We start from the raw sequence: 21,509 nt of genomic DNA, 5'->3' as shown, positions 1-21,509 counted from the left end.
TTACTATAGATTATTATTACTTTAGGAAGTATCTGAATTTTAGAAACACAGCTCTTCCTGGTTTCTGGAGGTTAAAATTATCATAGGCTTCTGCATTAAAGACATTGCGCAATTCAACACTTAGATTATACGTGTTTTCAACTGCAGAAAATGTAGTTCCTATATGGCTTAAAAATTGGTTGGGTATTATATTTTTGGTTTCTGTTATAGATATACTGGGATAATTAAGAAAATACTCATGTACATAATTTGCCGCATAGTACATAGACATATCTATTTTTGAAAAAATCTTTCCAAAATTGAAATTGGCATTTACATTGGCAAACAAATAGGGTGTATTTGGCATCTTATCTCTATACACTCTACTCCTTGTCGTTGTTCCTGCCACATATTTTTCATTATTGAGTACCTGCTGCCATGTAAGGTTACCACTAAGGGTAAGTTTTTCTCTAGAATACTGAACATCATATTCTACTCCTTTTATCAGTACATTAAGTACATTCTCATAGGTGCTAAAAACTCCGAATTGCTGTATAAAAATAAAATTATCTACATCTCTCTGAAACAGATTAATTTCATTTCTCAAAGACCATTTACTATTTGTATTCAGTCGGTGTGTCATTCCTATATTTAGGTTATGACTTGTTTCTGGTTCTAAGTTTGGGTTTGCCAAAATACGTAACCCATCTCCAAAAATTTCTATAGGTTGTGGAATACGGTACCCTTTTTCATAAGAAGCTTTTATATACCATTGAGGTTGTATAAAATATCTACTAGAAAATGCATATCCTATATGTTGCTGAGAAGTTCTTATATCTTGAATTCCAAATTCATTATGTTGAAACTGTACTGCATTCTTAGTAAGCATATCAAAATTATAATACTTGAGAGATGCTACATTTTCTAATTTACTATCAAAAAACACCGTTTGATATCCTAATCCGCTCACTGTTGTATTCAACGTATTTGGGGATCTAAATGGTTCATTATTTTTAGCGTTCAACCTATTTTCTCCTTTCCTTTCAATCATAGAGCCAATATGATTTACACTTATTTGATGTGACTTGGCAAGATCATATGTTGCATATGCTCTATATAAAAATTGGGTTTGATCATACTCAAAGATTGTTTTTTCTCGCACCAGTTCACCAAGGTTATTATTTTCTGTACGTACAATGTTACCTTGCCAGTCATATCGATTTGAAGAGGTATCAATACTCTTACTAGCAACCTCATTATACAGAACAAATAGATTCACATCTAATTTATCATTGAGTAGCTTTGTCTTAGAATATTCTATACTATAGGTCGTGTTATTCTCTTCTTCGGTAGCTTCGCCAACAGGAGTACCATAAATTCCACTTTGTATTTCTTGTTCAATGGTTGCTACTGATATTTTTGCCATTAGATTATCAGCCCATTTTACATTGGTAAAACCTACACCAAAATTACCCATAGCTGAGGTATATTGATCATGAAAACGCTCTATGTCTAACTCTTGCTCTTCTCCGTTTACAAAAACAGGTTGGTCATTCATTTGATAGTTATTATCACTATAATTATAAAAACCAGTTGCTTTAAAAGTCAAGCCACTTTCTTGAAATCTATATTTACTATTCAATGCAGCTCTGTGTGTATTAAAAGATCCTATACTATAGGAAGCATCCAGAAATGAATTTGCTTTTTTATTGGTAATTATATTTACAGCTCCTCCAAGGGCATCAGCTCCTAGTTTTATAGGTACAACTCCTTTATAAACATCAATACGATCTACAAGATTTACAGTAAGGTTATTAAGGTTGAAAGAACTACCTAATTGATCTACGGGAATATCATCTACAAAAATACGCACTTGTCTTCCTGAGAGACCATTTAAAGAAAATTCATATCGAGATCCAAGACCTCCTGATTCTTTAATTCTAATACCTGATGTTTGGTTGAGCACCTGATTTACATCAGTTGTAATATTTTGAAGTTTTTTTGTTGCTATAGAATTTACTGTAAAACTTTTTTCTTTGATCTGAGTAGCATTACTCTTTCCTTGTACTACAATTTCGTCAATTTCTGTTAAGTCCTCTTTCAAAACTATTGACAAAACTAATTCTTGTCCTGGGGTAAGTACAACTTCTTTATATTGTTCTTTATATCCTATTCCTGAAATCACCAAGGTATATGGTGTATTTGATTGTACTTTATTCAATACAAAGGTTCCATCTGTATTGGTTGCTGTTCCTTGATTTGTACCTTTTAAAAAGATGGTTATCCCTATGGCTGGTTGATTTTGACTATCCAAAACGGTACCAATAATCGAAGAAGAAACTACTTGTGCTGACAAATTAGCAATAAAACAAACAAACAAAGTTGTTGTTATTAAAGCCCTAAAAATTCTGTTCATTTAATTTAGACTAAATATGAATTAATTGCAAAAATCTATAATAAAAGTGATTTGAGAAAGAACAAATCTGTAAACGACATTTTATACCCCATGAACGTCATTTTACATAAATAGCTTTTGAGACTTTCTACTTTTACTTACTAAATGAAGTTTTAATGTTCTGTCTCTTGCTTCAAAATTAAAAGTTTGTTTCAAACGAATACTTGGCAGACTTGCCTTGAGGTAAGTTATTATAATTAGTATATGCAGAATTGCTTTTATTATGTATATATTTTATTTGTAGCCAATTATAGAAAAACTGTAACAATTTAAAAACTATCTTATCCTTTGTATATAAAACTATATACAAACATGAACAAATATATTATTCTCATCCTTTCTTTATCTTTTTTAGGATTTATCAACGCACAAGAACAAGACACTCAGCCCTTTTTAAAACACCATGAAACTATTGATTCGCTTATGCAGATTAGTCATGAAAGAGGTATTTTTAATGGCAATGTTTTAGTTACAAGAAATGACTCTGTTGTATATCAAAAATCATTTGGATATACAGATGGTTCAGGGCAAACTAAACTAACAAAAAACTCTATTTTCAGTCCAGGTTCAATTGCAAAAGAATTTGTTGCTGTTTCTATTATGATGTTAATTGAGAAAGGTGATTTACACTTAGACGATAAACTTTCTCAATTTGATTTAGGGCTACCAGGGTGGTCTAAAAAAATCACCATAAAACATCTTTTAAACTACGTTAGTGGGGTTCCTAAAATTGATTATGATAATGTAAAAAATGATCAAGATATTTTAAAAGATTTACAACTTGCACCCAATTTAATGTTTGAACCAGGTACAGGTTTTAATTATAATAACAATAGTATTTTTCTTCAAAAAAAAATTATCGAAAATGTTACAAAAAAAACATTTCAAGAGTTTGCAGAGGAGAATATTATTACTCCTTTAAAAATGACAGATGTAGGGTTTGATCTTGATTATGAGTATCCAAATAGGGTTAGATGTTTTGACGTACATAAGCAAAATACTGCTGAAACTTCCCCAAGTAAAGGTTGGTTATGGGTCTCAATCGATGATTTGAATAAATGGATTACTGCTTTACATAACAATAAATTAATTTCTAAAGAATCACTAAAAACACTTCTTCAAAACCAATATTTTAAAGATAAAAAGTGTATTCTGGGCTCATCTGATGACCAATTCACAACACATATTCATGGTGGTCAATTCTATCAATTTGAAGCAGCTTTTATTAGTGAATTCAAGAATGATCTTAATATTATTTTAATGTCCAACAATAAAAACCAATCCTTTAAAATAATTCAATCTGTGCATAATATAGTGAAAGGAAAATCTTTTAGTTTGCCCAAAAAATCTATCTATAGACAAATCCGTAATAAATGTCATGAAAATATTGATTTAGGCATTAAGTATTATTACGACTTAAAAGAAAGCAGTTCAAATATCTACAGTTTTGAAAACCCAGAGGAGTTAAATGGACTTGGTTATGATTTATTATCATCAAAAAAAGTGAATGAAAGTATAGAAATATTCAAATTAGCTGTTTCTGAATTTCCTGACAATGCAAACGTATACGATAGCTTAGGAGAAGCTTACTATAAAAATAAACAATATGATTTAGCTTTATTAAACTATAATAAATCATTAGTATTAAACCCAAAAAACAGAAATGCCGAGGAGATAATTAAGAAGATTAACAACATACTAAAAAAATAACTGGCTACAACATTAGTAGCTGTTGCACAACTATCTTTTTTGATAGTAAACTAAAATCTTAAACGAAGTCCTAAATAATTAGTTTTAAAAATCAGTTAGTTGGGGTTGTTTAGGAAACCATAAAGGATAATTCTAAAAATATTTCGAGTCGTGCAACAGCCGCACTATATATAGTAAATAAGGTGATTAGTACTTAATCGAAATGTCGTTGTCTATTTGCAAAGTAATCAAATATTTAATGTTATAGCTAATTCCTAATAGACCTCAAAAATATTCAGTATGTAGCTAATGGAAAATAAGAGTTGGAATGAGTAAAATTGAATAAAATATAAAGAAATAATTACTAAAAAATTAATTTAGCATTCGTTAAAACATAAACAAACTCTTAACACGCTAAAATTTATGAAAAGCTACATTTTAATCTATTTACTATTATTATTTAACAGTATTCATTCTCAGGAAGAAATAATAATAGAGGGAATTGAAACCAATATAGAGGAAACTGAACCTTCTATGAATAAAAAAGTTTTGAAAATCCAAGATGAAACAACAATAACATATTATTCGCTGGAGGAAGCTTTAAAAAATCCTGAAAGTGTAAAAGAATTACAAATTAGAGATAAAGCACTTAAAGAACTTCCTCAAGATATTAAAAAATTAGTTAATCTTGAATCCTTAAGAGTTCATCATAATAGGTTTGAAAAAATACCTGATTTCATTTTTGAAATGAAAAAAATTAAACATTTTGAGATAGGAGGAAATAAATTAAAGATCATACCTGAGAAAATTGGTAAAATGACACAACTTGAATATCTAGGATTAAAAGCTAATGGATTAACAAGCCTTCCAAAATCAATTGGAAACTTAATTAATTTAAAAACACTTAATTTAGATTTTAATCCACTAATAACACTTCCTGAATCTATAAAAAAATTGACTAAACTAGAAAATCTTTATTTTTCTCATGCTAAATTTTCAGATGAAGAATTAAAAAAAATTAAAAAATTATTACCTCATTATTTTGGTAATTAAAACTTAGCTACAATAATTTGTCTATAACTCATAGCCCCTTTAGGAAGCAAACTCGTCATACAAGGGACCTTATAAATAACCTAAACCAAAAGTAACTTGACAGAAACAATAAGAACAAATTCTCGAAATAATGATTTTAGTAAACTTGTAAAATTGCTTGATTTTGATTTAGCTGAAAGGGATGGCGATGAACATTCTTTTTTTGCTCAATTCAATAAAATAGATGAGATTAAACATGTTGTGGTAGTATATGAGAATAAACTTCCTGTAGCTTGTGGAGCTATAAAAGAATACGATAAAAATGCTATGGAAATAAAAAGAATGTTTACCCTTCCTGAATATAGAGGAAAAGGATTAGCTTCAGTTATCCTTTCTGAGCTTGAAAAATGGGCTTCTGAATTACAATATAAAAGATGCATTTTAGAGACAGGCATTAAACAGCCTGAAGCCATTAGGTTATATAAAAAAAACTCATACAAGTTAATTTCTAATTATGGACAATATCAAAACGTTGAGAATAGCAAATGTTTTGAGAAATTACTAAAATAAAGGTTATACAAATATTATTATTCATACTTGTGTTGGTTTTTCAGCTTTTAATTATATCACTATTTTTTGATTTGGCTTTATATATTAAAGTATTGTTGATTTTATTAAAGATATTTTTGTACTATGACAAAGGGTTTTACCTTCTTAAAAAACAATTTTCCTGAGATTATTTTTCAGATAATAGCGGCTGTAATATCATTTATTTTTTACTCATATAGTCAAGATGATTCTATAAAAATAGCTCCTTACAAAGTTTCTTTTTTCTTAAACTATGCCTTTGCAGCAATGATTATTAACTATGTATTGTTGCCTAAAATATATTCTAAAAAGAAATTTTTTCTCTTTTTTATTGCAATGTCTCTAATAGTTTCAATTGTTATTATGGTTGATGAATTTATATTGGAACCGATATATTTTCCATATACAAGAGGAACTTATTTTCCAGGGGTATTATTTACTCTTATAGAGACACTCCCTATAATTGGTTTTTTTGTAGGGTGCAAGTTTGCTTGGGATTTCAACAGTAAACAGCGTGAAATTGAGAAACTAAAAAACCTAGTTCAAGAAAGTGAGTTACAGTTTCTAAAATCTCAGATAAATCCACATTTTCTATTTAATAATTTAAATAATTTATATGCACATGCTATCGAAGAATCGCCAAAGACTCCGTCCATTATTTTAGAGTTATCATCTGTTTTACGATATATGCTATATGATTGTAAGGGAAATTTTGTTTCTCTTATCAAAGAAATAGATCATTTACAAAATTATACTGCTCTTCATGAGTTACAAATAGGCCATAGAGGAGATATTCGTTTCAATACAGAGATCATATCTCCTGATTATGTTATAGCTCCATTAATATTAATTGTTTTTATAGAAAATGCTTTTAAACATAGTACTGCAAGTCAATCTGAAAATATTATAATTGATATAGAAACAAAGGTTACAGAAACTGGTCTGCTTACTTTTTGTTGTAAGAACAGTTTTTTACCTAATACCAATACATCCATGCTCTCTCATGGCATTGGCTTAGTTAATGTAAAAAAAAGATTACAATTACTATATCCTAATACGCATGAGTTACAAATTACTGACATCAACAATCTTTTTGAAGTGACATTGACTGTCCAGCTAAAATCTATTAAATAATGTTACATTGTATTATCATAGAAGATCAACCGCCTGCACAACGTATTTTGAAAAAATACATTTCGGATACTGATACACTTACACTTAAAGAGACTTTTGCAGATACCATAAAGGCTACCGCATATCTGAAAGAGAATCAAATAGACGTAATTTTTCTGGACATACATTTACCTAAAGTCTCGGGTATTGATTTTTTAAAATCGACACCTAATCATCCAAACGTAATACTTACTACTGCATTTTCTGATTATGCATTAGAAAGCTATCAATATAATGTAATCGATTATTTATTGAAACCTATCTCATATGAACGGTTTTTACAAGCTATTTCAAAATTGCAGGTACTTCAAAAAGAAAAGAAACCCAAAGACCTTTTAGAAACTATTTATATAAAATCTGGATATGAACTGATAAAACTAAAAGCTTCAGATATCATTCATATCAAATCAGATGCTGATTACACAGAAATAATTACAGCGCAAAAAACACACATAAGCAAAAACTCTCTAAAACACTGGTTAGAAAAATTAGACAGTAATTATTTCTGTCAGGTACACAAATCTTACTTAATAAATATTCAATATTTAGTAAAGGTTTCGGGTAATACAGTTTATTTAACGAATACCGTTATTCCTATTGGTAGAGCATATAAAAAGTATTTTATGACTCATTATTTAAATGATGGTGTTTAAGCTTATTTTTTACAGAAATATCATTAACCACAAAACCCTTCTCTATAAAAGAAGGGTTTTGTAATATATCTAAATACATTATATATCTACACAAAATTATACCAATGGCTATTCTCTTGGTATTCTTCTATTTGAATAACTGTATTTTTAGAGTGAAAAGAATTAATTAACTGAGAAACATCTAATTTTAATATTTCTAAGCAGTTTTCTACCAAATCTTTACGAAATCCTTTTTCTTCCATTTCTAAAACAAAATTAAAAGAAATAATTCTAGAGAAAACTTTTCCTAGGTCAATCATTTTTCTCTGTTTTAATCCCAAAGTAAAAACGAATTCTATATCTTTTTTGAAATATGAATATGATTTATTGGTAAGATTAAAATCTTTAAGAAAATTATAGATATTAAACTCCTTTTTACGTTTCATAAGTTTACTTATGATTTCTGTAATTTGAGTATATAGCATTTCATTAGATCCTTCAAATATCTGAAAAGCTCTACTATCCATAATTCCTCTACCTCCTATATTATCCATATGATACCCTTTGGAGCCAGACAATTGTGTTAATGTTTGTGCGGCTTCTTGCATCAAATCGGTTATATAAGCTTTCATTGTATTTGCTTCTACTCCTTCATTTGCCAAATCATTCTCTATACCACTATGGTTACTACTCCTAAAACACATTGCCGAGGCGATAGTAAAACTGCTTTGAACTCTTGATATTTGATATTGAATTTGATCGAGATCGATTAGTTTTTTTCCTCCTACAATTCTCTCATTACAATGCTTTATACATTCGTCCAGCATTCTTTTTATAAACCCTAGTCCCATCCCTGGAAATTGCATTCTACTTCTATGTAGAACATCTAACATCATTTTTACTCCCGAGGTTTGTGGTTCTAGCTTATATTGAGAAGGGATTTGTACATCTACTTTGTTTTTTCCGTAAGGAATCATATAAAGTCCCAAATTATCATAATATTCTTCTACAATTATTTGTTGATTAGGCTTTGTGACATCACAAACAAAAAAATCAATATCTCTTTTTAAGCTACCATCACTATTCTGTCCTCGAGAAGTAATCAGCCAATAATCTGCCATTCCTGTAAGTCCCTGCCAATGCTTGGTTCCTTTTACAGAATAGTTATCTCCTTCTTTTTTATTATAAGTTTGCATGCTTAGTGCATCACTTCCAAAATCAGGTTCGGTTATCATCAAACCTCCCATATTTTGTTTTTCTAAAAATCGCTTGAAAATATCATTTTTTATAGACGCATTTGCATATTTTGCTACTGGTTCTAAGAACAAGGCAATGTTAATTCCAAATGTCAATGATAAAGCCAGAGACTCATATGAAGCTGCTGACAAAATGCTAAGGCATTCTTTTACTTTTAATCCTCTACCGCCAAACTCCTCTGGGATTGCTACAGATAAAGGTGATTTTGACATAATATCTCTAAGAGCAACGACTGGCAAACTTCTTTCTTTACTGAATTGATTGATATCATATCGTTGATGAAATACGTTTTTTAAAACATCTTCAAAATCTTTAAGATATTCTTTAAAATTTTTATGCATTTTATTTCTGCTATTTAAGTTAAGATCTTGTTATGATGCGCAGGCTTCACAGCTATCTTTTAATGAATTTACTAATTTGTGCGCTACTGATTCTGAGCGCTGATAATATAGTGATTTCACCCCTAGTTTCCATGCTTCGATCATTAATTTATTTACCTCTTTGATCGATACATCAGGAGGGATGTTTATATTCAATGACTGACTTTGATCTATATACTTCTGCCTTATAGAGGCTTGGGTAATAATTTCGTATGGATTAATCTCTTTAAATGTTCTGAACACTTTTTTCTCATGCTCTGTCAACCCTTCTAAGTGTTGTACTGATCCGTGTTTCATTAAGATGGAGCTCCATATTTCTGGTAGGTCTAACCCTTTTGATTTCAGTAATGACTGTAAAAATTTATTTTTTCTGGTAAAGTTTCCTTTTGCCAGACCAACTTTATAATAATTACTATTATAAGGTTCTATTCCTGGTGAGGTTTGCCCTAATATAGAAGAGGAGGATGTGGTGGGCGCTATTGCCATAAGCGTAGTGTTTCTTCTTCCATATCCTTTTAGAAGTTCAGGTTCTCCATATTCTTCTGCCAAGAGCTTAGAAGCTTCTAACGCTTTTTCTTCTAATTCTTTAAAAAACTTGGCTGTAAATTGTTTTGCTTCAAAAGATTCAAAAGGAATTGAGTTTTTTTGCAAATACGCATGATACCCCATTACTCCTAATCCCAAAGCACGATGCCTTTTTGCAAATCTATGAGGCCTTTCCATATAGTGCATTCCTTCACTTTTGACTATAAACTCTTCCATGATTGCATCCAAAAACCAAACGGCAGTTTGTACCGCATCTGTAGTAGCCCATTCATCATACAACTCCATATTCATAGAGGCCAAGCAACATACAAAAGATTCATCTTTACTAGCTGGTAAAGCAATCTCTGCACATAAGTTAGAATTATATATTCTCATCTCTTTATCCTGATATACGTCTGCCGCATTTTTATTGACGGTATCAGAAAATTGTATGTATGGCAATCCTTTGGCTTGTCTAGATTTTAACACTTTGGCCCAAAGAGCTCTTTTTTCCATATCACCATCAATCATTTCTTGCATCCAATAATCAGGAATACAGACTCCAAAAAATAAGTTCTGTATGGGGTTACCTACATCTTTTATATTTAGTAATTCTGCACAATCAGGGTGATCTATATCTAAATATGCGGCAAAAGCTCCTCTACGCACTGCTCCTTGCGAAATGGTATCCACCATTGCGTCAAACATTCTCAAAAAAGATACTGGTCCAGACGAAGTACCGTTTTCTGTAATCTCTGATCCTCTAGAACGTAATGCTCCAAAATATCCAGAGGTTCCACCTCCCATTTTTGTCATCATTATCGATTCACTCAAACTATGCGTAATTCCTTGGATAGTATCTTCTGTATACGACCCAAAACACGAAATAGGCAATCCTCTTTTTGTTCCCATATTGGCCCATATAGGAGAGGATAATGACATCCACCCGTTGGAGATAAGCTCTTCAAACTTAACTCGTAACTCTGGCTTATTTAATCGTTCTGCTGCTGCTTGAGTAATTCTGTAAACAGCATCTTCTATAGTTTCTCCTTCTAGAAGATATCCCCTTTTTAACATAATATGGGATTCTTCTGACATCCAGCGGTATGGTTTCATATTGATTCTTATTGTATTGTTCTTAAAATAGGTCGTTCGCAGTAAAAGATTGATTATGCTTTGTATAATCTACAGGTCGTTTTGCAAAAAAGTCATCATGGGTATTGGCAAAAATTTCCTCTTCAAACCATAGCATACTATCAATCTCGGTTTTGTCGATTTCAAAAACGGCTGGAATACCAATCGCTTTTAAACTGTCATTCACCCTAAATTTCATAAAGGTGACTAATTGTGATTTTGATAAATGAGACAATTCTCCTTGCTCAAAAATCCAATCTAGAATACCTTCTTCTGTTTCTATAGAATCTATAGCGGCAGATTGGATTAGTTGAATTGTTTCTTCATTAAAAAACTCTGGGAATTCTTCTTTGATTATATTGAAAATATACATCCCTGCCTGAGCATGAATTTGTTCATCTTTTGATGTCCAAGCAATAATATTACTCGTATTTTTTAGTAATCCTTTGAATCGTGTAAAGGATAAAATAATAGCAAACTGACTGAATAGAGATACATTTTCTATAAAAAGTGAAAATACGGCTAGAGATAATGCAAAATCTTGTTTTGTATGTCCTGGAGCTAGTTTTAAATATTTTTTTAATAGGGATACTCTTGATTTGAGAGCAGGGATTTCTAATGCATTTTCAAAATCACTGTTTAAATTTAAAACTTCTAATAATCTTGAGTATGCTTCAGAATGTCTGAATTCACATTCGGCAAAGGTGCTTCCCAGTCCATTAAATTCTGGTTTGGGTAATACATTGTATAAGTTTCCCCAAAAAGCTTTTACTGTTACTTCTATCTGGGCAATGGCTAATAAGGTATTTTTAATAGCATGTTGTTCTGTAGCGTCTAGCGCTACTTTAAAATCTTGAATATCTCCTGTAAAATCAACTTCAGAATGTACCCAATAAGTGTGATTAAGGGCATTTATAAATTCTAATACTCCAGGATATTCAAATGGTTTATACGCTATTCTTTCATCAAAAATACTCATGCCTTTTTCTGTTTAAATGGATTAAATAATTATGCCCTACTCGATTGAATTAATTGTACAAAATCCAATGATCCTAATTGTACAATTTATGTGAGATTACAAATTTATTTATATTAAGTCTAAATAAAATAAAGAGGTTTTTTACTTGTCAACAGATTTGTTAACAGACGAAGTGTTGTTACGGTTTTTACCAACAAACAAAGGGGCTAAGCCCCTTTGTTTGTTTTTGTACCTCCTCTAAATTTATTGATCTTGAGAGGTACTATTTTTGATAAAATTTTCACCTATTTTATTTTGATTTAGGCTACTAGCTACTATTCTAAATCATTTTGCTTACATCAAAATTTTCTTGATTTAATCTAATTTTCAAATTGAGATAACTTGAACTTCCTATTGCTCCAATAATTGTTGGAATATCGTATTTTTTATCATCAATAGTTCCTGTTATAAATGTATATCCTTGCACTCTAGAATAATCCATCCTAATCAACTTTTTATTCCTATAAACAGACTCTATATTTTCAAAATTAATTTTTGAATAACTAAACTTTCCAAATAAAGCTTTGTAAGCAAATGTATATTTCCCTCCAGGATATAATGCCACAACCATAAATGTATCATACAATTCTATAATTGGTATATTATACCTAATCATATTGTATAACTTTTTGATGCCTTTATATGCCAAATTAAGACATAAAAGAGCTCCTGCAATGGTTAATAAATTCCCTAATTCAAATTTGAATTCAATTTCATCAAATGACCATTTCAAGAAAAAAAGAGCTGCACAAACAACAACAATTCCTAGAATTATAAAAGTCATTCTAGATCCATCACTCAGGTAATATACTTTCTGGGGTTTCATATTTTTGTTTTAAAACTATTCGTATTCCTTTTTTTTTGTCTTAGTTCTACCTTATCAGTTGCAAACATTGTTGGATAAAACAACAGAACTCAGGTTTTGTGCATCATTGTTAATACAAACAAAACTCACGATCAATACGACCTCATCTTTCTATTTTCTTAAATGTACAATTTTTTATGATCACTCTATCTGCAAACCTATATATCAATGGGTTAAAAGAAAAAACCATCATGAATTCATTTTCTGGCTTTTCTCCTCTACCACAACCGTAACAGATTATTTGCTTGCTTTTATTTATTCTTTCCAAATAGGAATAGTTACAAAACTATCATTATACCATTTTACTTTTAATGGCTCTTTTGCATCAAGGATTGTTTCATCCATCACCGCCTTTCCTGTTCCATAATTTAATGGAGAAAAAGAGTTTTTATTGACATTGAGATATACTACCAAACGGCTTCCTTTTTCTAGTTTTTTACTGACCAGATGTGTATTTATAAATGGTATCACCTCTTTTGTATTTGGAGTCAAAAGGTTTCTCTTACTATCATCTTTTGCATAGCTTGCTCGGCCTAAGAAATAAGAAAGGTGAAAATATGTGCCATCAGGTCTCAACTCATATAGTGTAACACCAATATCCATATCTTTTTTATTGATACTTGCCATTATTTTTCCAGAAAAGGATCCATTAATCACAATTTCTTCTGTAAGAGGTTTACTTATAAAATTAAAACCGTTACTGGTATCAATGTCATCTCTAATAATTGGATCGGGATAATAGTCGTTATTACCTGTTTCTCTATCTTTAAAATCAACTTCTTGATATAAGTGTTTTTGGTTTATCGGTTTTTTGGAGTGTAATGCATAAAACGCTCCTGATTTCTTTTTGGTTAGATACAATCGCAAAGAGTCATTACTCATTTTATCTATAGATGGAGCACCACGCCATTCACTGGCTCCCATAACCTGATAGTTGATTTTATCTTTTAATATTTGGGGCTTATCTCCTTTTTTAAGAATGTAATCTAACCACTGATAGGTAATTTTTTTTGTATCGATTAATGCTCCTTTATCTACTTTATACCCCTGTAAAATAGAATCTCCTTTTCTTTGCGCTCCAAAATGTCCATAGGGACCAATAATCACATAATGATTTGCTTTTGTATTATATGTATAATGATCTCTTACATAGGATAGGCTCGAGTTTTGTGAATCGTTGTAATATCCATCTATAGATAAAATGGGAATATTGATATTTGCAAACTCTGTTTTATATGGAGTCATTTTTTGCCAATATTCATCAAATGAAGGGTGTTGTATCCAGCGCTGAAAATATTTATTTGGTGTACCATCGATACTGTCTATTTTTTTGAATGCAACACCAGATTCCCACCACTTATTCTGCATTTGTCTAAAACGTTGCCTGTCATTACCCACAATTGTATCCAGATATTTATTATTACCCACATACAATGACCATGAATAATTAGGAGTGATAAAAACATTATTTTCTATTGGCAATCCTTTTCCTGGTCTGTTTGCTACATATGGAACTATGGTTTTTAGGGCAGGATGTATTTTTTTTGTGGCCGCCCATTGTGAAAATCCATTATAGCTCCCTCCAAACATTCCGATACTGCCATTACACCATTTTTGTTTACTTACCCAATCTATTACATCATAGCTATCTTCTGCAACATGCTCATATGGGTATATCTCATCAGGACTAAATCTTTTACCTCTGGTGTAAGCTATTACCGCTACATACCCTCTGTCTGCGAGTTCTTTTAATGTTTTAATATCTCTACCTTTATCTCTTACATATATGGTATATTGAAGTATTACTGGTTTTGGTGTCTCTGTATCTTTATGCTGAACTATCATGGCAGAAATGGTTGCTCCATTCTGAGTTTTGATCAAAACATCCTCTACTTTGTATACTACCTGTGCCGCTGTTTCTGTTGTCAGTTCTTTTTTCTGATTTGAAGTGTTACAACTTATCAGAAACAGGAGTACTATTTTAAATAATATCTTCATTTATTATATGTTTGAGTTTAAATACCATTCTGATTTTACAACTATTATTTTGATTAGATGTTATTCCAAATATCTAAATAAATTTTCCAGATATTGTTTTCTTTTTTCCAAACGATTACATACTTCCCTTTCCACGAATTTTCTTCTCCGTTTGTTTTTTTGGTTATTCCTTCATAATAGCCATAATCATAGGCTGTATCTCCTACAATTTTTATTTCTATCTGAGTAATTTTATGATAACTTGTCTCTATTCCTTCAGGTAGCCTCCAATAGCCTAAAATACCTTTTGTTCCTTCTATAATCTTTCCTTTTTGAGGAAATATTTTTGCGTTCTCTGTGTATGCTTTCCCTAACATCTCATAATTAGAGTTCATTACATATTTTGAAAAGTTTTGAGTGTTTTCTATAATCTGGTTGATCTCTTCTTTATCGCCAATATAGGTTTGTGAAAATCCATGAGTATAGGTAAAGACTACAATTAAAACCGTTATTATTACTTTCATCTTATTGTTTTTTATGAGTTGTTATTACTTGAAATCACCTTAATAATACTATCTGAAATATCATATACATTCTTATTTCTCTGATTTGTCAATATGATAATTGTAAAATCATCTTGTTTAAACCTACGTATTAAACATTCATAATTGGCTGTAGATCCTTGATGAGAATGTTCTATAATTTTATCATTTTCCCACTCTCCTAGCCCTAGAGGAGATTCTATATCATCTCCTTCTTTTACGGTTTCAGAGAGAAATTGTACTGATTTTTTAGTAATAATATTAAAAGCATCTAAGTTTTTGAACCAATGATACATATCCTTTGTTGTTGAGCTAAACAACACACTTGTTACTGATACTTTATAAGTATCTTCATTAAACTCAGCATTAAAAGGGATTGCCATTAATTCTTTATCTGTATACGGGTACTGATCTTTAATAAGTGTATGCTCTAATCCATAAGGAATAAACAGGTTTTTGGTTGCGTAATTTTCAAAACTTTGTTGTGTGATTTTCTCAACTATATTCATCAATAGAATTGGACTGTTATTTGTATATAAATAATCCGTTCCAGGCTCAAACTCCAGCTTTTTTATTTTTTGAATATCTCTAAAAACATCTTCGTTACTCATGCTTATATTTTTACGAAAATAATCGCCCCATTTTACCTTGGGTAATCCACTAGAATACTGTAACAAGTGTTTTATGGTTATTTTGGAGGACCATTCTGGTAGATATGGTAAATATTTTTTTATTTTATCATCCAATTCCAACAGTTTTTTTTCTTGCAATTGCATGATTGCTACAGCAGGAAATTCTTTATAAACAGAACCAATATTAAAACGATAATCTTTGGTTAATACTGTCTTTTTTGTACCATCTGAATAGCCAAATGATCGCTCATAAAGTATTTTTTTATTTTTTAAGACTAAGATATTCCCATTAAGTTTTCCTTTTTGAAATTGTATGTTTAGTACTTTGTCAATTTCTTTTTCTACTATAGATTCCTGAGTTAATTCAATTTCATTAGAAGTCTCGTTTTTTTGTACACATCCAGAAATAAATGTATTGATGACTACACAAAAAAATACGGTCTTGTAGCTATTAGTTTTCCTCTTCATTATATTTTATCCAGCTTTTCTATAAAAAATTTTACTTACAACTTTCCATTCTCCATCTATTTTTAACAGGTTCATATAGTCTATAAACATAAATGTTGGATATTCTATTTCTAATTTTGCGCTTGCTGTATTACCTGCTACATTGATATAAGCAATCTTTGTTTTTCTATCATTTTTTGGCCCTGGTTTTATTACTTTTTTAAAGAATTCTAATGCATTCACTTCTTTGTATACTCCTTTTGAGATAAACTTCATCGTTGCATCTTTATGAAATGCCTTTTTTAAAGTTTCAAAGTCATTATTGGTTCCTCCATCTAAATAATAAGACACTGTTTTTTCTACGAGACTGTAGTCTGAATCCTGTGCGATACCAAATGCCATACTAGTTATATACATTGCTAGGGTGAAAATTATTTTACTCATTATCAGATTATTATTTATAATTAATAGTTGTTTTTAAAATCTTTAAAAATATGTAATGCCGTTTGTTTCAATAATCGATTGGCGTCGGGGAAACTTGAATTTGCTATTATCGAAATTCCAAAATCATGTTCAGGATATATAATTAGCCAGTTTTGGGTTCCGTAAATACCGCCATGATGTTCTATATGCATCCCGTCTTTATCTTCTAATATTTCCCAGAAATAACCAATCCATAAATTTTCTAAATCTCTAAATAGTTTGGTATGAGATTCTTTGACTACAGGGTTTTGATCGTTTAATTGAAATTTTATATAATTCAACATATCTGTAGCATTTGATTTTGCCCTGCCTGCTGCTCCCCATAATTTGATTGGTTTTTTGAAATTGGGCATTACTTCTCCTTTTGCATTATGCCCGTTTGCCAAAAGCTCCTGCTCTTCATTTGTAAGATTGATCTTTGTATTATCCATCATTGCAGGCTCAAAAAGGTACTCTTGCAATACGTCATCAAAAGGTTTTTTATACACTACCTCCAAAATATGTGCTAATACATTGGGGGCTACATTTGAATATGAATACTGCGCTCCTGGTAAATACTCAAGTTTTATTTTTTTTAGTGTATTCAACAATGAGTCTTTGGGATAATATGTGAGTAATTCTTGTGCTTTTGTATATGAGCTACGGGATGGATTTATATATAGTTCATCAACTCCTTCTATGTTTAGAGGTAACCCACTAGTATGTGTTAATAAATCTTGAATTGTAATTGGTTTTTTGTTGTATGAGAGATGTTGATATGCATTTCCTATATACTTGGTGATAGGGTCTGTCAATTTTAGCTTAGCCTCTGTAACCGCTTTGGCTACCAAATATCCTGTCATTGTTTTGGTTACCGATGCAACCTCATAGAGTGTTTCATTGGTAGGGCTATTAGCTTTTCCTTTATCTAATTCACCAAAATGTTCTGTATAACCAACTCCATTAGCATATACTGCTATAGATACAGCATTAAGTCTATAATCTTCTAGTAACTTTCTAGCATTCTCTTTTATTGATGTGTTGAGTAATTCCTTCTCTGTTTGTGGTTGGCAACTGTGACTACACACAGTTGCCAATAATAAGATAATAAATAGTATAGGGGTAATCTGACTTTTTATCATACAATTTGTTTTTGCTACATTTTGACAATTTGTAGAGCTATAGATTTTGATATCAATAGGGTCTTGACTTGTTATCAATTTCTTGTCTACGGTATAATGTTTATCTCATTGTTTTATAGTTCTGAGTTCAAAATATTCTGAGTCGTTTTATTTTCCGGAACACCAAACATTGCTGCTTCCCCCCTCTTCTGTAATAAACAGCCTTATAATTTGATGTTTGAATGTGTTCCGGGTTCAATATTTTTTTAAGTATATTCATAAATGTATTTCCTTATTCACCCATACCCCAAATAAAAATGCATAAGCGAATAATTTCTGTACATAGGCGTATTTTTATACAATCATCATACTACAAGTTATTTTTTTTCAGCATTTTGACCACTTGCAGTGCTACAGAGGCTGATGCAGTAGGATCTTGCCCTGTTATCAATCTCCCGTCTATGATGTAATGTTTATCCCATCCGTTTTTTGAATACATAAAATTCCCGCCATTCTTATTAATTGTTTCTTCTATAGAAAAGGGAAATGTTTTATAATAGGCTTTCTCTTTGTTTTCAAAAATATCAGGGTAGCCATTTACTTGTTTTCCTTGGTATAAGTAGGTACCGTCTTTCATTTTTAGATTCACAATCCCTGCGGTTCCATGACAAATGGCTGATATGATTCCATTGTTTTGGTAGATATGAGTTGAAATATTTTGAATCATTTCATTTTCTGGAACACCAAACATTGCTGCTCCCCCTCCGCTGTAATATACAGCCTTATAATTTGATGCTTCAATATCTTCTGGTTTGAATGTTTTTTTAAGTAAATTCATGAATGTAGCATCATAAATATATTTTTTCTGAATGCTATCTGATGTTTTTATATATCCAATAGGAACTGCTCCTCCTTCTGGACTTACAAAATCCACTTTATATCCTGAGTTCACGAATACATGGTATGCTTCTACAATCTCAGCAAAATGATTAGCGGTATTCATCGTCGTAGTTCCATATGTATGTTGATTGGATACAACAAAGAGTATTTTATTGTTTTTTGTATTGCTTTCTTGGCATGAAACAGTACAACTCATCCATAGAAAAACAACTAATAGTAAACATCTAATTTTTAGCATTCTAAAAAGTTTTACTGCAATATCTTATAATTGCAGTAAAAAAGGTTTTCTATTTATAAATTAGAAGTACTGATTTATAATTCTGAACCATTTTCTATAAAACATTGTGCAGATCGCCAATCTCTCTTCTATAGATCTCTACCTGTATTCACAGAATTAAACACCTATAAACAAAGCTCTTATAGCAAAAAAAAGATTATTTCTTATATGTAGCTGGGGTTGTTCCTACAATTTTTTTAAAGGTTGTAAAAAATGTAGATTTAGAATTAAAGCCACATTCATATCCTATAGCTTCTGTAGTGTATTTTGTTTCTTCTACCAAAAGACGTTTGGCTTCCTGAATTCTATATTCGTTTATAAACAAAGAAAAACTTTTGCCTAAATTATCATTTAAAAATTGAGATAGTTGATGTGGTACTATATCAATCTCATTGGCTAGATCAATTAATTTGAGATTGGGGTTTTTGAACATTTTTTTATCTCTTATTGATTCTTCTAGCTTTCGCTTGATCACTTCTGCTTCTGATTCGTCTATTTTTTTATTGGCATATTTGACCTGCCTCCCCAAAAAAGAGGTTTCTTTTTTCTTCTTAAAAAACCACAATAATATTAATAAGTAAAAAACAAATGAGAATGATAAGGCACCAGCGATATACGATGTATATGAGGTGGTATTATATGCTATCCAAATGATAAAAACCCCTAGAAAAATACTTACCATCCATATATTCTCTTCTTTGGTTTTTCTTTCTTTAGTTAACATACCTTTTAAAACATCTTTCAGTAATATCCCCGATAGTATTATATATAATAACCATTGAAAATAAATCCCTTTGATCAGGTATTTTGACCATAGAGTTCTATTGGGCCAATATGGGTATATGATCCCTAGTACACCAATTACCAACAAAAAAGGAATAATATGATACCCCCATTTTTTTGTACTCCTTTCTTTGATCATTGTATGTATATACAAGTATAGTAATGGCCCTATTAAGACACAGGCAGAGATTCCTATTTGAACAAATACTCCTGATAAATTAGAATTAAAATACAGAAAAACAGATTTTATAATTCTAATGCTGACGACAAATAAAAGGGCTCCCAAGAAATAATTTGAAGGATGTTTCAGTTTAGAAAAAAAAGCAAAAAAAATGCTTAATACAAACCCATTAAACGCTCCTAAAGCACTAAATAAGAATAATATTTGAGTTTCAAAGTTCATATAACAATAGGGTCAAAAATACAAATGTATATCTCTGCTACAAAGTAACAGAAAATAAGGTTCTTTATAATTATATTCTAATAAAACACTTGTAGAACACAAAACTACTTTTTAATACCATATAGCTGATTTATATATTTACCTACAACAATTGCTGTTATAATCATCATATAAAATTGTCCTACTAGCCCTATAAGTATTGCTGCCTTTTTTGCCAAATCTGTTACTGGTAGTATATCACCATAACCAATGGTCAAAATAGTAATATAACTATAATACATCAATTCCTGAGTTATTGTTTCGGGATTAGAGGGGTCTATAATTATCCCTGCAAATGAACCATGATGTGTCATCTCTATACTTAAACAAATAAAAAAACCAATGAGTCCCAACGAGATATAACCACTTATTAGCCCCAAAATCACATTTTTATTTACTAATTCTGCTTGCCAAACTTGTTTGATAATTTCAAAAGTAACCACCACATAAAATAAAAAGTAGCTTCCCATTTTTATAAAATTGAAAACCCGCTCATAAGGTGGATCATCTAGTAAATAAGATCCAATAGAAACGCCTGTCACAACCAATAACCCACAAAAAAACAGGGCTGCTTTTTTATTTTTTGACAGTAATAAAATTCCTGCCATAAGGTTGATTAAAAATAAAATTGGAGATACAATATTCTCAAACAAGATCAAAGGAAAGACCAACGACCCAAAAAGAATAGTTATCTGGCTAAAAAAGAAAATCTCAAAACGGTATGCATAAAGCTTATCTATCATATTTGTAGTAGCGTTTTTATCCTTGGCAACAATATCAACACCATTACCAGAATTGTTTTGCATGTTATAAAAATCGTTGCCCCCATCTTTACGCAACATATCTTCAACTACACGCTCCCCAAAGTTACCTAATTTTTGCCTTCATTCATCTTATTAAAGCAAAGGAATAAACTCATCAACATCATTCACCACCGCCCCCAATTCTTCTGGTACAGGGGGTAGTTTTGTACCATCTTCTATAGCCTCAGCAGTTTATAACCTATGCCTTTTTCTCTAAAAATTCTGTGGCTATTATTGAAATATGTGGGCTTTCTAAAAACCTAAAATCAAGAAAAAACCTAAGATATTCTGTCATGTCTTCGTCCTTTACCTTCTCTACATAGATCGGTAATTCTTTTTCTAGATAGAACTTCATATTGATCACAGTATGCTCAATAGGTATATACAGCTTGATTT

Annotated in this window: 19 protein-coding genes; 5 read left to right on the top strand and 14 right to left on the bottom strand. The window is 30.7% G+C overall.

Annotated elements, in window-relative coordinates:
• Positions 1–16 precede the first annotated feature (16 nt).
• Positions 17–2,395 carry a TonB-dependent receptor gene (locus DG508_RS14135; RefSeq protein WP_108868771.1) on the bottom strand — a complete coding sequence of 793 codons (2,379 nt, stop codon included), beginning with the start codon at positions 2,393–2,395 and terminating at the stop codon, positions 17–19.
• Between the two features lie 351 nt (positions 2,396–2,746).
• On the opposite strand from DG508_RS14135, the gene DG508_RS14130 reads away from it, so the two are divergent.
• From DG508_RS14130 to DG508_RS14110, 5 genes are all read left to right on the top strand, one after another.
• The gene (locus tag DG508_RS14130; RefSeq protein WP_108868770.1) at positions 2,747–4,144 is read left to right on the top strand and encodes a serine hydrolase; all 1,398 of its coding nucleotides are present in this window, start codon (positions 2,747–2,749) and stop codon (positions 4,142–4,144) included.
• Positions 4,145–4,546: 402 nt separating this feature from the next.
• Positions 4,547–5,176, top strand: coding sequence for a leucine-rich repeat domain-containing protein (locus DG508_RS14125; RefSeq protein WP_108868769.1), 630 nt, complete (start codon positions 4,547–4,549; stop codon positions 5,174–5,176).
• Positions 5,177–5,272: 96 nt separating this feature from the next.
• Positions 5,273–5,725, top strand: a complete 453-nt coding sequence (locus DG508_RS14120; protein ID WP_108868768.1) for a GNAT family N-acetyltransferase — start codon at positions 5,273–5,275, stop codon at positions 5,723–5,725.
• Positions 5,726–5,848: 123 nt separating this feature from the next.
• Complete coding sequence (locus tag DG508_RS14115; protein ID WP_108868767.1) at positions 5,849–6,877, top strand: sensor histidine kinase; 1,029 nt, start codon at positions 5,849–5,851, stop codon at positions 6,875–6,877.
• Positions 6,877–7,569: a LytR/AlgR family response regulator transcription factor gene (locus DG508_RS14110; RefSeq protein ID WP_103866188.1), complete on the top strand. Its 693-nt coding sequence runs from the start codon at positions 6,877–6,879 to the stop codon at positions 7,567–7,569. The genes DG508_RS14115 and DG508_RS14110 overlap by 1 nt, the downstream gene beginning before the upstream one ends.
• An 86-nt stretch (positions 7,570–7,655) precedes the next feature.
• Here DG508_RS14110 and DG508_RS14105 read toward each other — a convergent pair whose 3' ends face one another.
• The 13 genes from DG508_RS14105 to DG508_RS14045 form a co-directional block, all read right to left on the bottom strand.
• Positions 7,656–9,146, bottom strand: a complete 1,491-nt coding sequence (locus tag DG508_RS14105) for an acyl-CoA dehydrogenase family protein (RefSeq protein WP_108868766.1) — start codon at positions 9,144–9,146, stop codon at positions 7,656–7,658.
• Positions 9,147–9,176: 30 nt separating this feature from the next.
• A complete protein-coding gene (locus DG508_RS14100) occupies positions 9,177–10,838 on the bottom strand; it encodes a ribonucleoside-diphosphate reductase subunit alpha (protein ID WP_255412574.1) in 1,662 nt (553 codons plus the stop codon).
• 10 nt (positions 10,839–10,848) lie between these two features.
• On the bottom strand, positions 10,849–11,823 hold the full coding sequence (locus DG508_RS14095; RefSeq protein WP_108868764.1) for a ribonucleotide-diphosphate reductase subunit beta: 975 nt from the start codon (positions 11,821–11,823) through the stop codon (positions 10,849–10,851).
• A gap of 319 nt (positions 11,824–12,142) precedes the next feature.
• Positions 12,143–12,688 (bottom strand): hypothetical protein, encoded by a 546-nt coding sequence (locus DG508_RS14090; protein ID WP_108868763.1) that lies wholly within the window; start codon positions 12,686–12,688, stop codon positions 12,143–12,145.
• 294 nt (positions 12,689–12,982) lie between these two features.
• A complete protein-coding gene (locus tag DG508_RS14085; protein WP_108868762.1) occupies positions 12,983–14,725 on the bottom strand; it encodes a CocE/NonD family hydrolase in 1,743 nt (580 codons plus the stop codon).
• A gap of 53 nt (positions 14,726–14,778) precedes the next feature.
• Positions 14,779–15,228, bottom strand: coding sequence for a YybH family protein (locus tag DG508_RS14080; protein WP_108868761.1), 450 nt, complete (start codon positions 15,226–15,228; stop codon positions 14,779–14,781).
• Between the two features lie 11 nt (positions 15,229–15,239).
• The gene (locus DG508_RS14075; RefSeq protein WP_108868760.1) at positions 15,240–16,346 is read right to left on the bottom strand and encodes a serine hydrolase domain-containing protein; all 1,107 of its coding nucleotides are present in this window, start codon (positions 16,344–16,346) and stop codon (positions 15,240–15,242) included.
• Positions 16,347–16,352: 6 nt separating this feature from the next.
• Complete coding sequence (locus tag DG508_RS14070) at positions 16,353–16,769, bottom strand: nuclear transport factor 2 family protein (protein ID WP_108868759.1); 417 nt, start codon at positions 16,767–16,769, stop codon at positions 16,353–16,355.
• A gap of 20 nt (positions 16,770–16,789) precedes the next feature.
• A complete protein-coding gene (locus DG508_RS14065; RefSeq protein ID WP_159090837.1) occupies positions 16,790–17,929 on the bottom strand; it encodes a serine hydrolase domain-containing protein in 1,140 nt (379 codons plus the stop codon).
• A 349-nt stretch (positions 17,930–18,278) separates the two neighbouring features.
• The gene (locus DG508_RS14060) at positions 18,279–19,046 is read right to left on the bottom strand and encodes a type 1 glutamine amidotransferase domain-containing protein (RefSeq protein WP_108868757.1); all 768 of its coding nucleotides are present in this window, start codon (positions 19,044–19,046) and stop codon (positions 18,279–18,281) included.
• Between the two features lie 196 nt (positions 19,047–19,242).
• The gene (locus DG508_RS14055) at positions 19,243–20,271 is read right to left on the bottom strand and encodes a helix-turn-helix domain-containing protein (protein WP_108868756.1); all 1,029 of its coding nucleotides are present in this window, start codon (positions 20,269–20,271) and stop codon (positions 19,243–19,245) included.
• A 104-nt stretch (positions 20,272–20,375) separates the two neighbouring features.
• Positions 20,376–21,116, bottom strand: coding sequence for a potassium channel family protein (locus tag DG508_RS14050; RefSeq protein WP_159090836.1), 741 nt, complete (start codon positions 21,114–21,116; stop codon positions 20,376–20,378).
• 196 nt (positions 21,117–21,312) lie between these two features.
• Positions 21,313–21,509 (bottom strand): hypothetical protein (locus DG508_RS14045; protein ID WP_234418236.1); only part of this gene is annotated, 197 nt, incomplete at its 5' end.

Origin of the sequence: Aquimarina aquimarini (assembly GCF_900299535.1) — a bacterium.
GTDB lineage: Bacteria > Bacteroidota > Bacteroidia > Flavobacteriales > Flavobacteriaceae > Aquimarina > Aquimarina aquimarini.
This window is presented reverse-complemented; position numbering and strand designations above follow the sequence as displayed.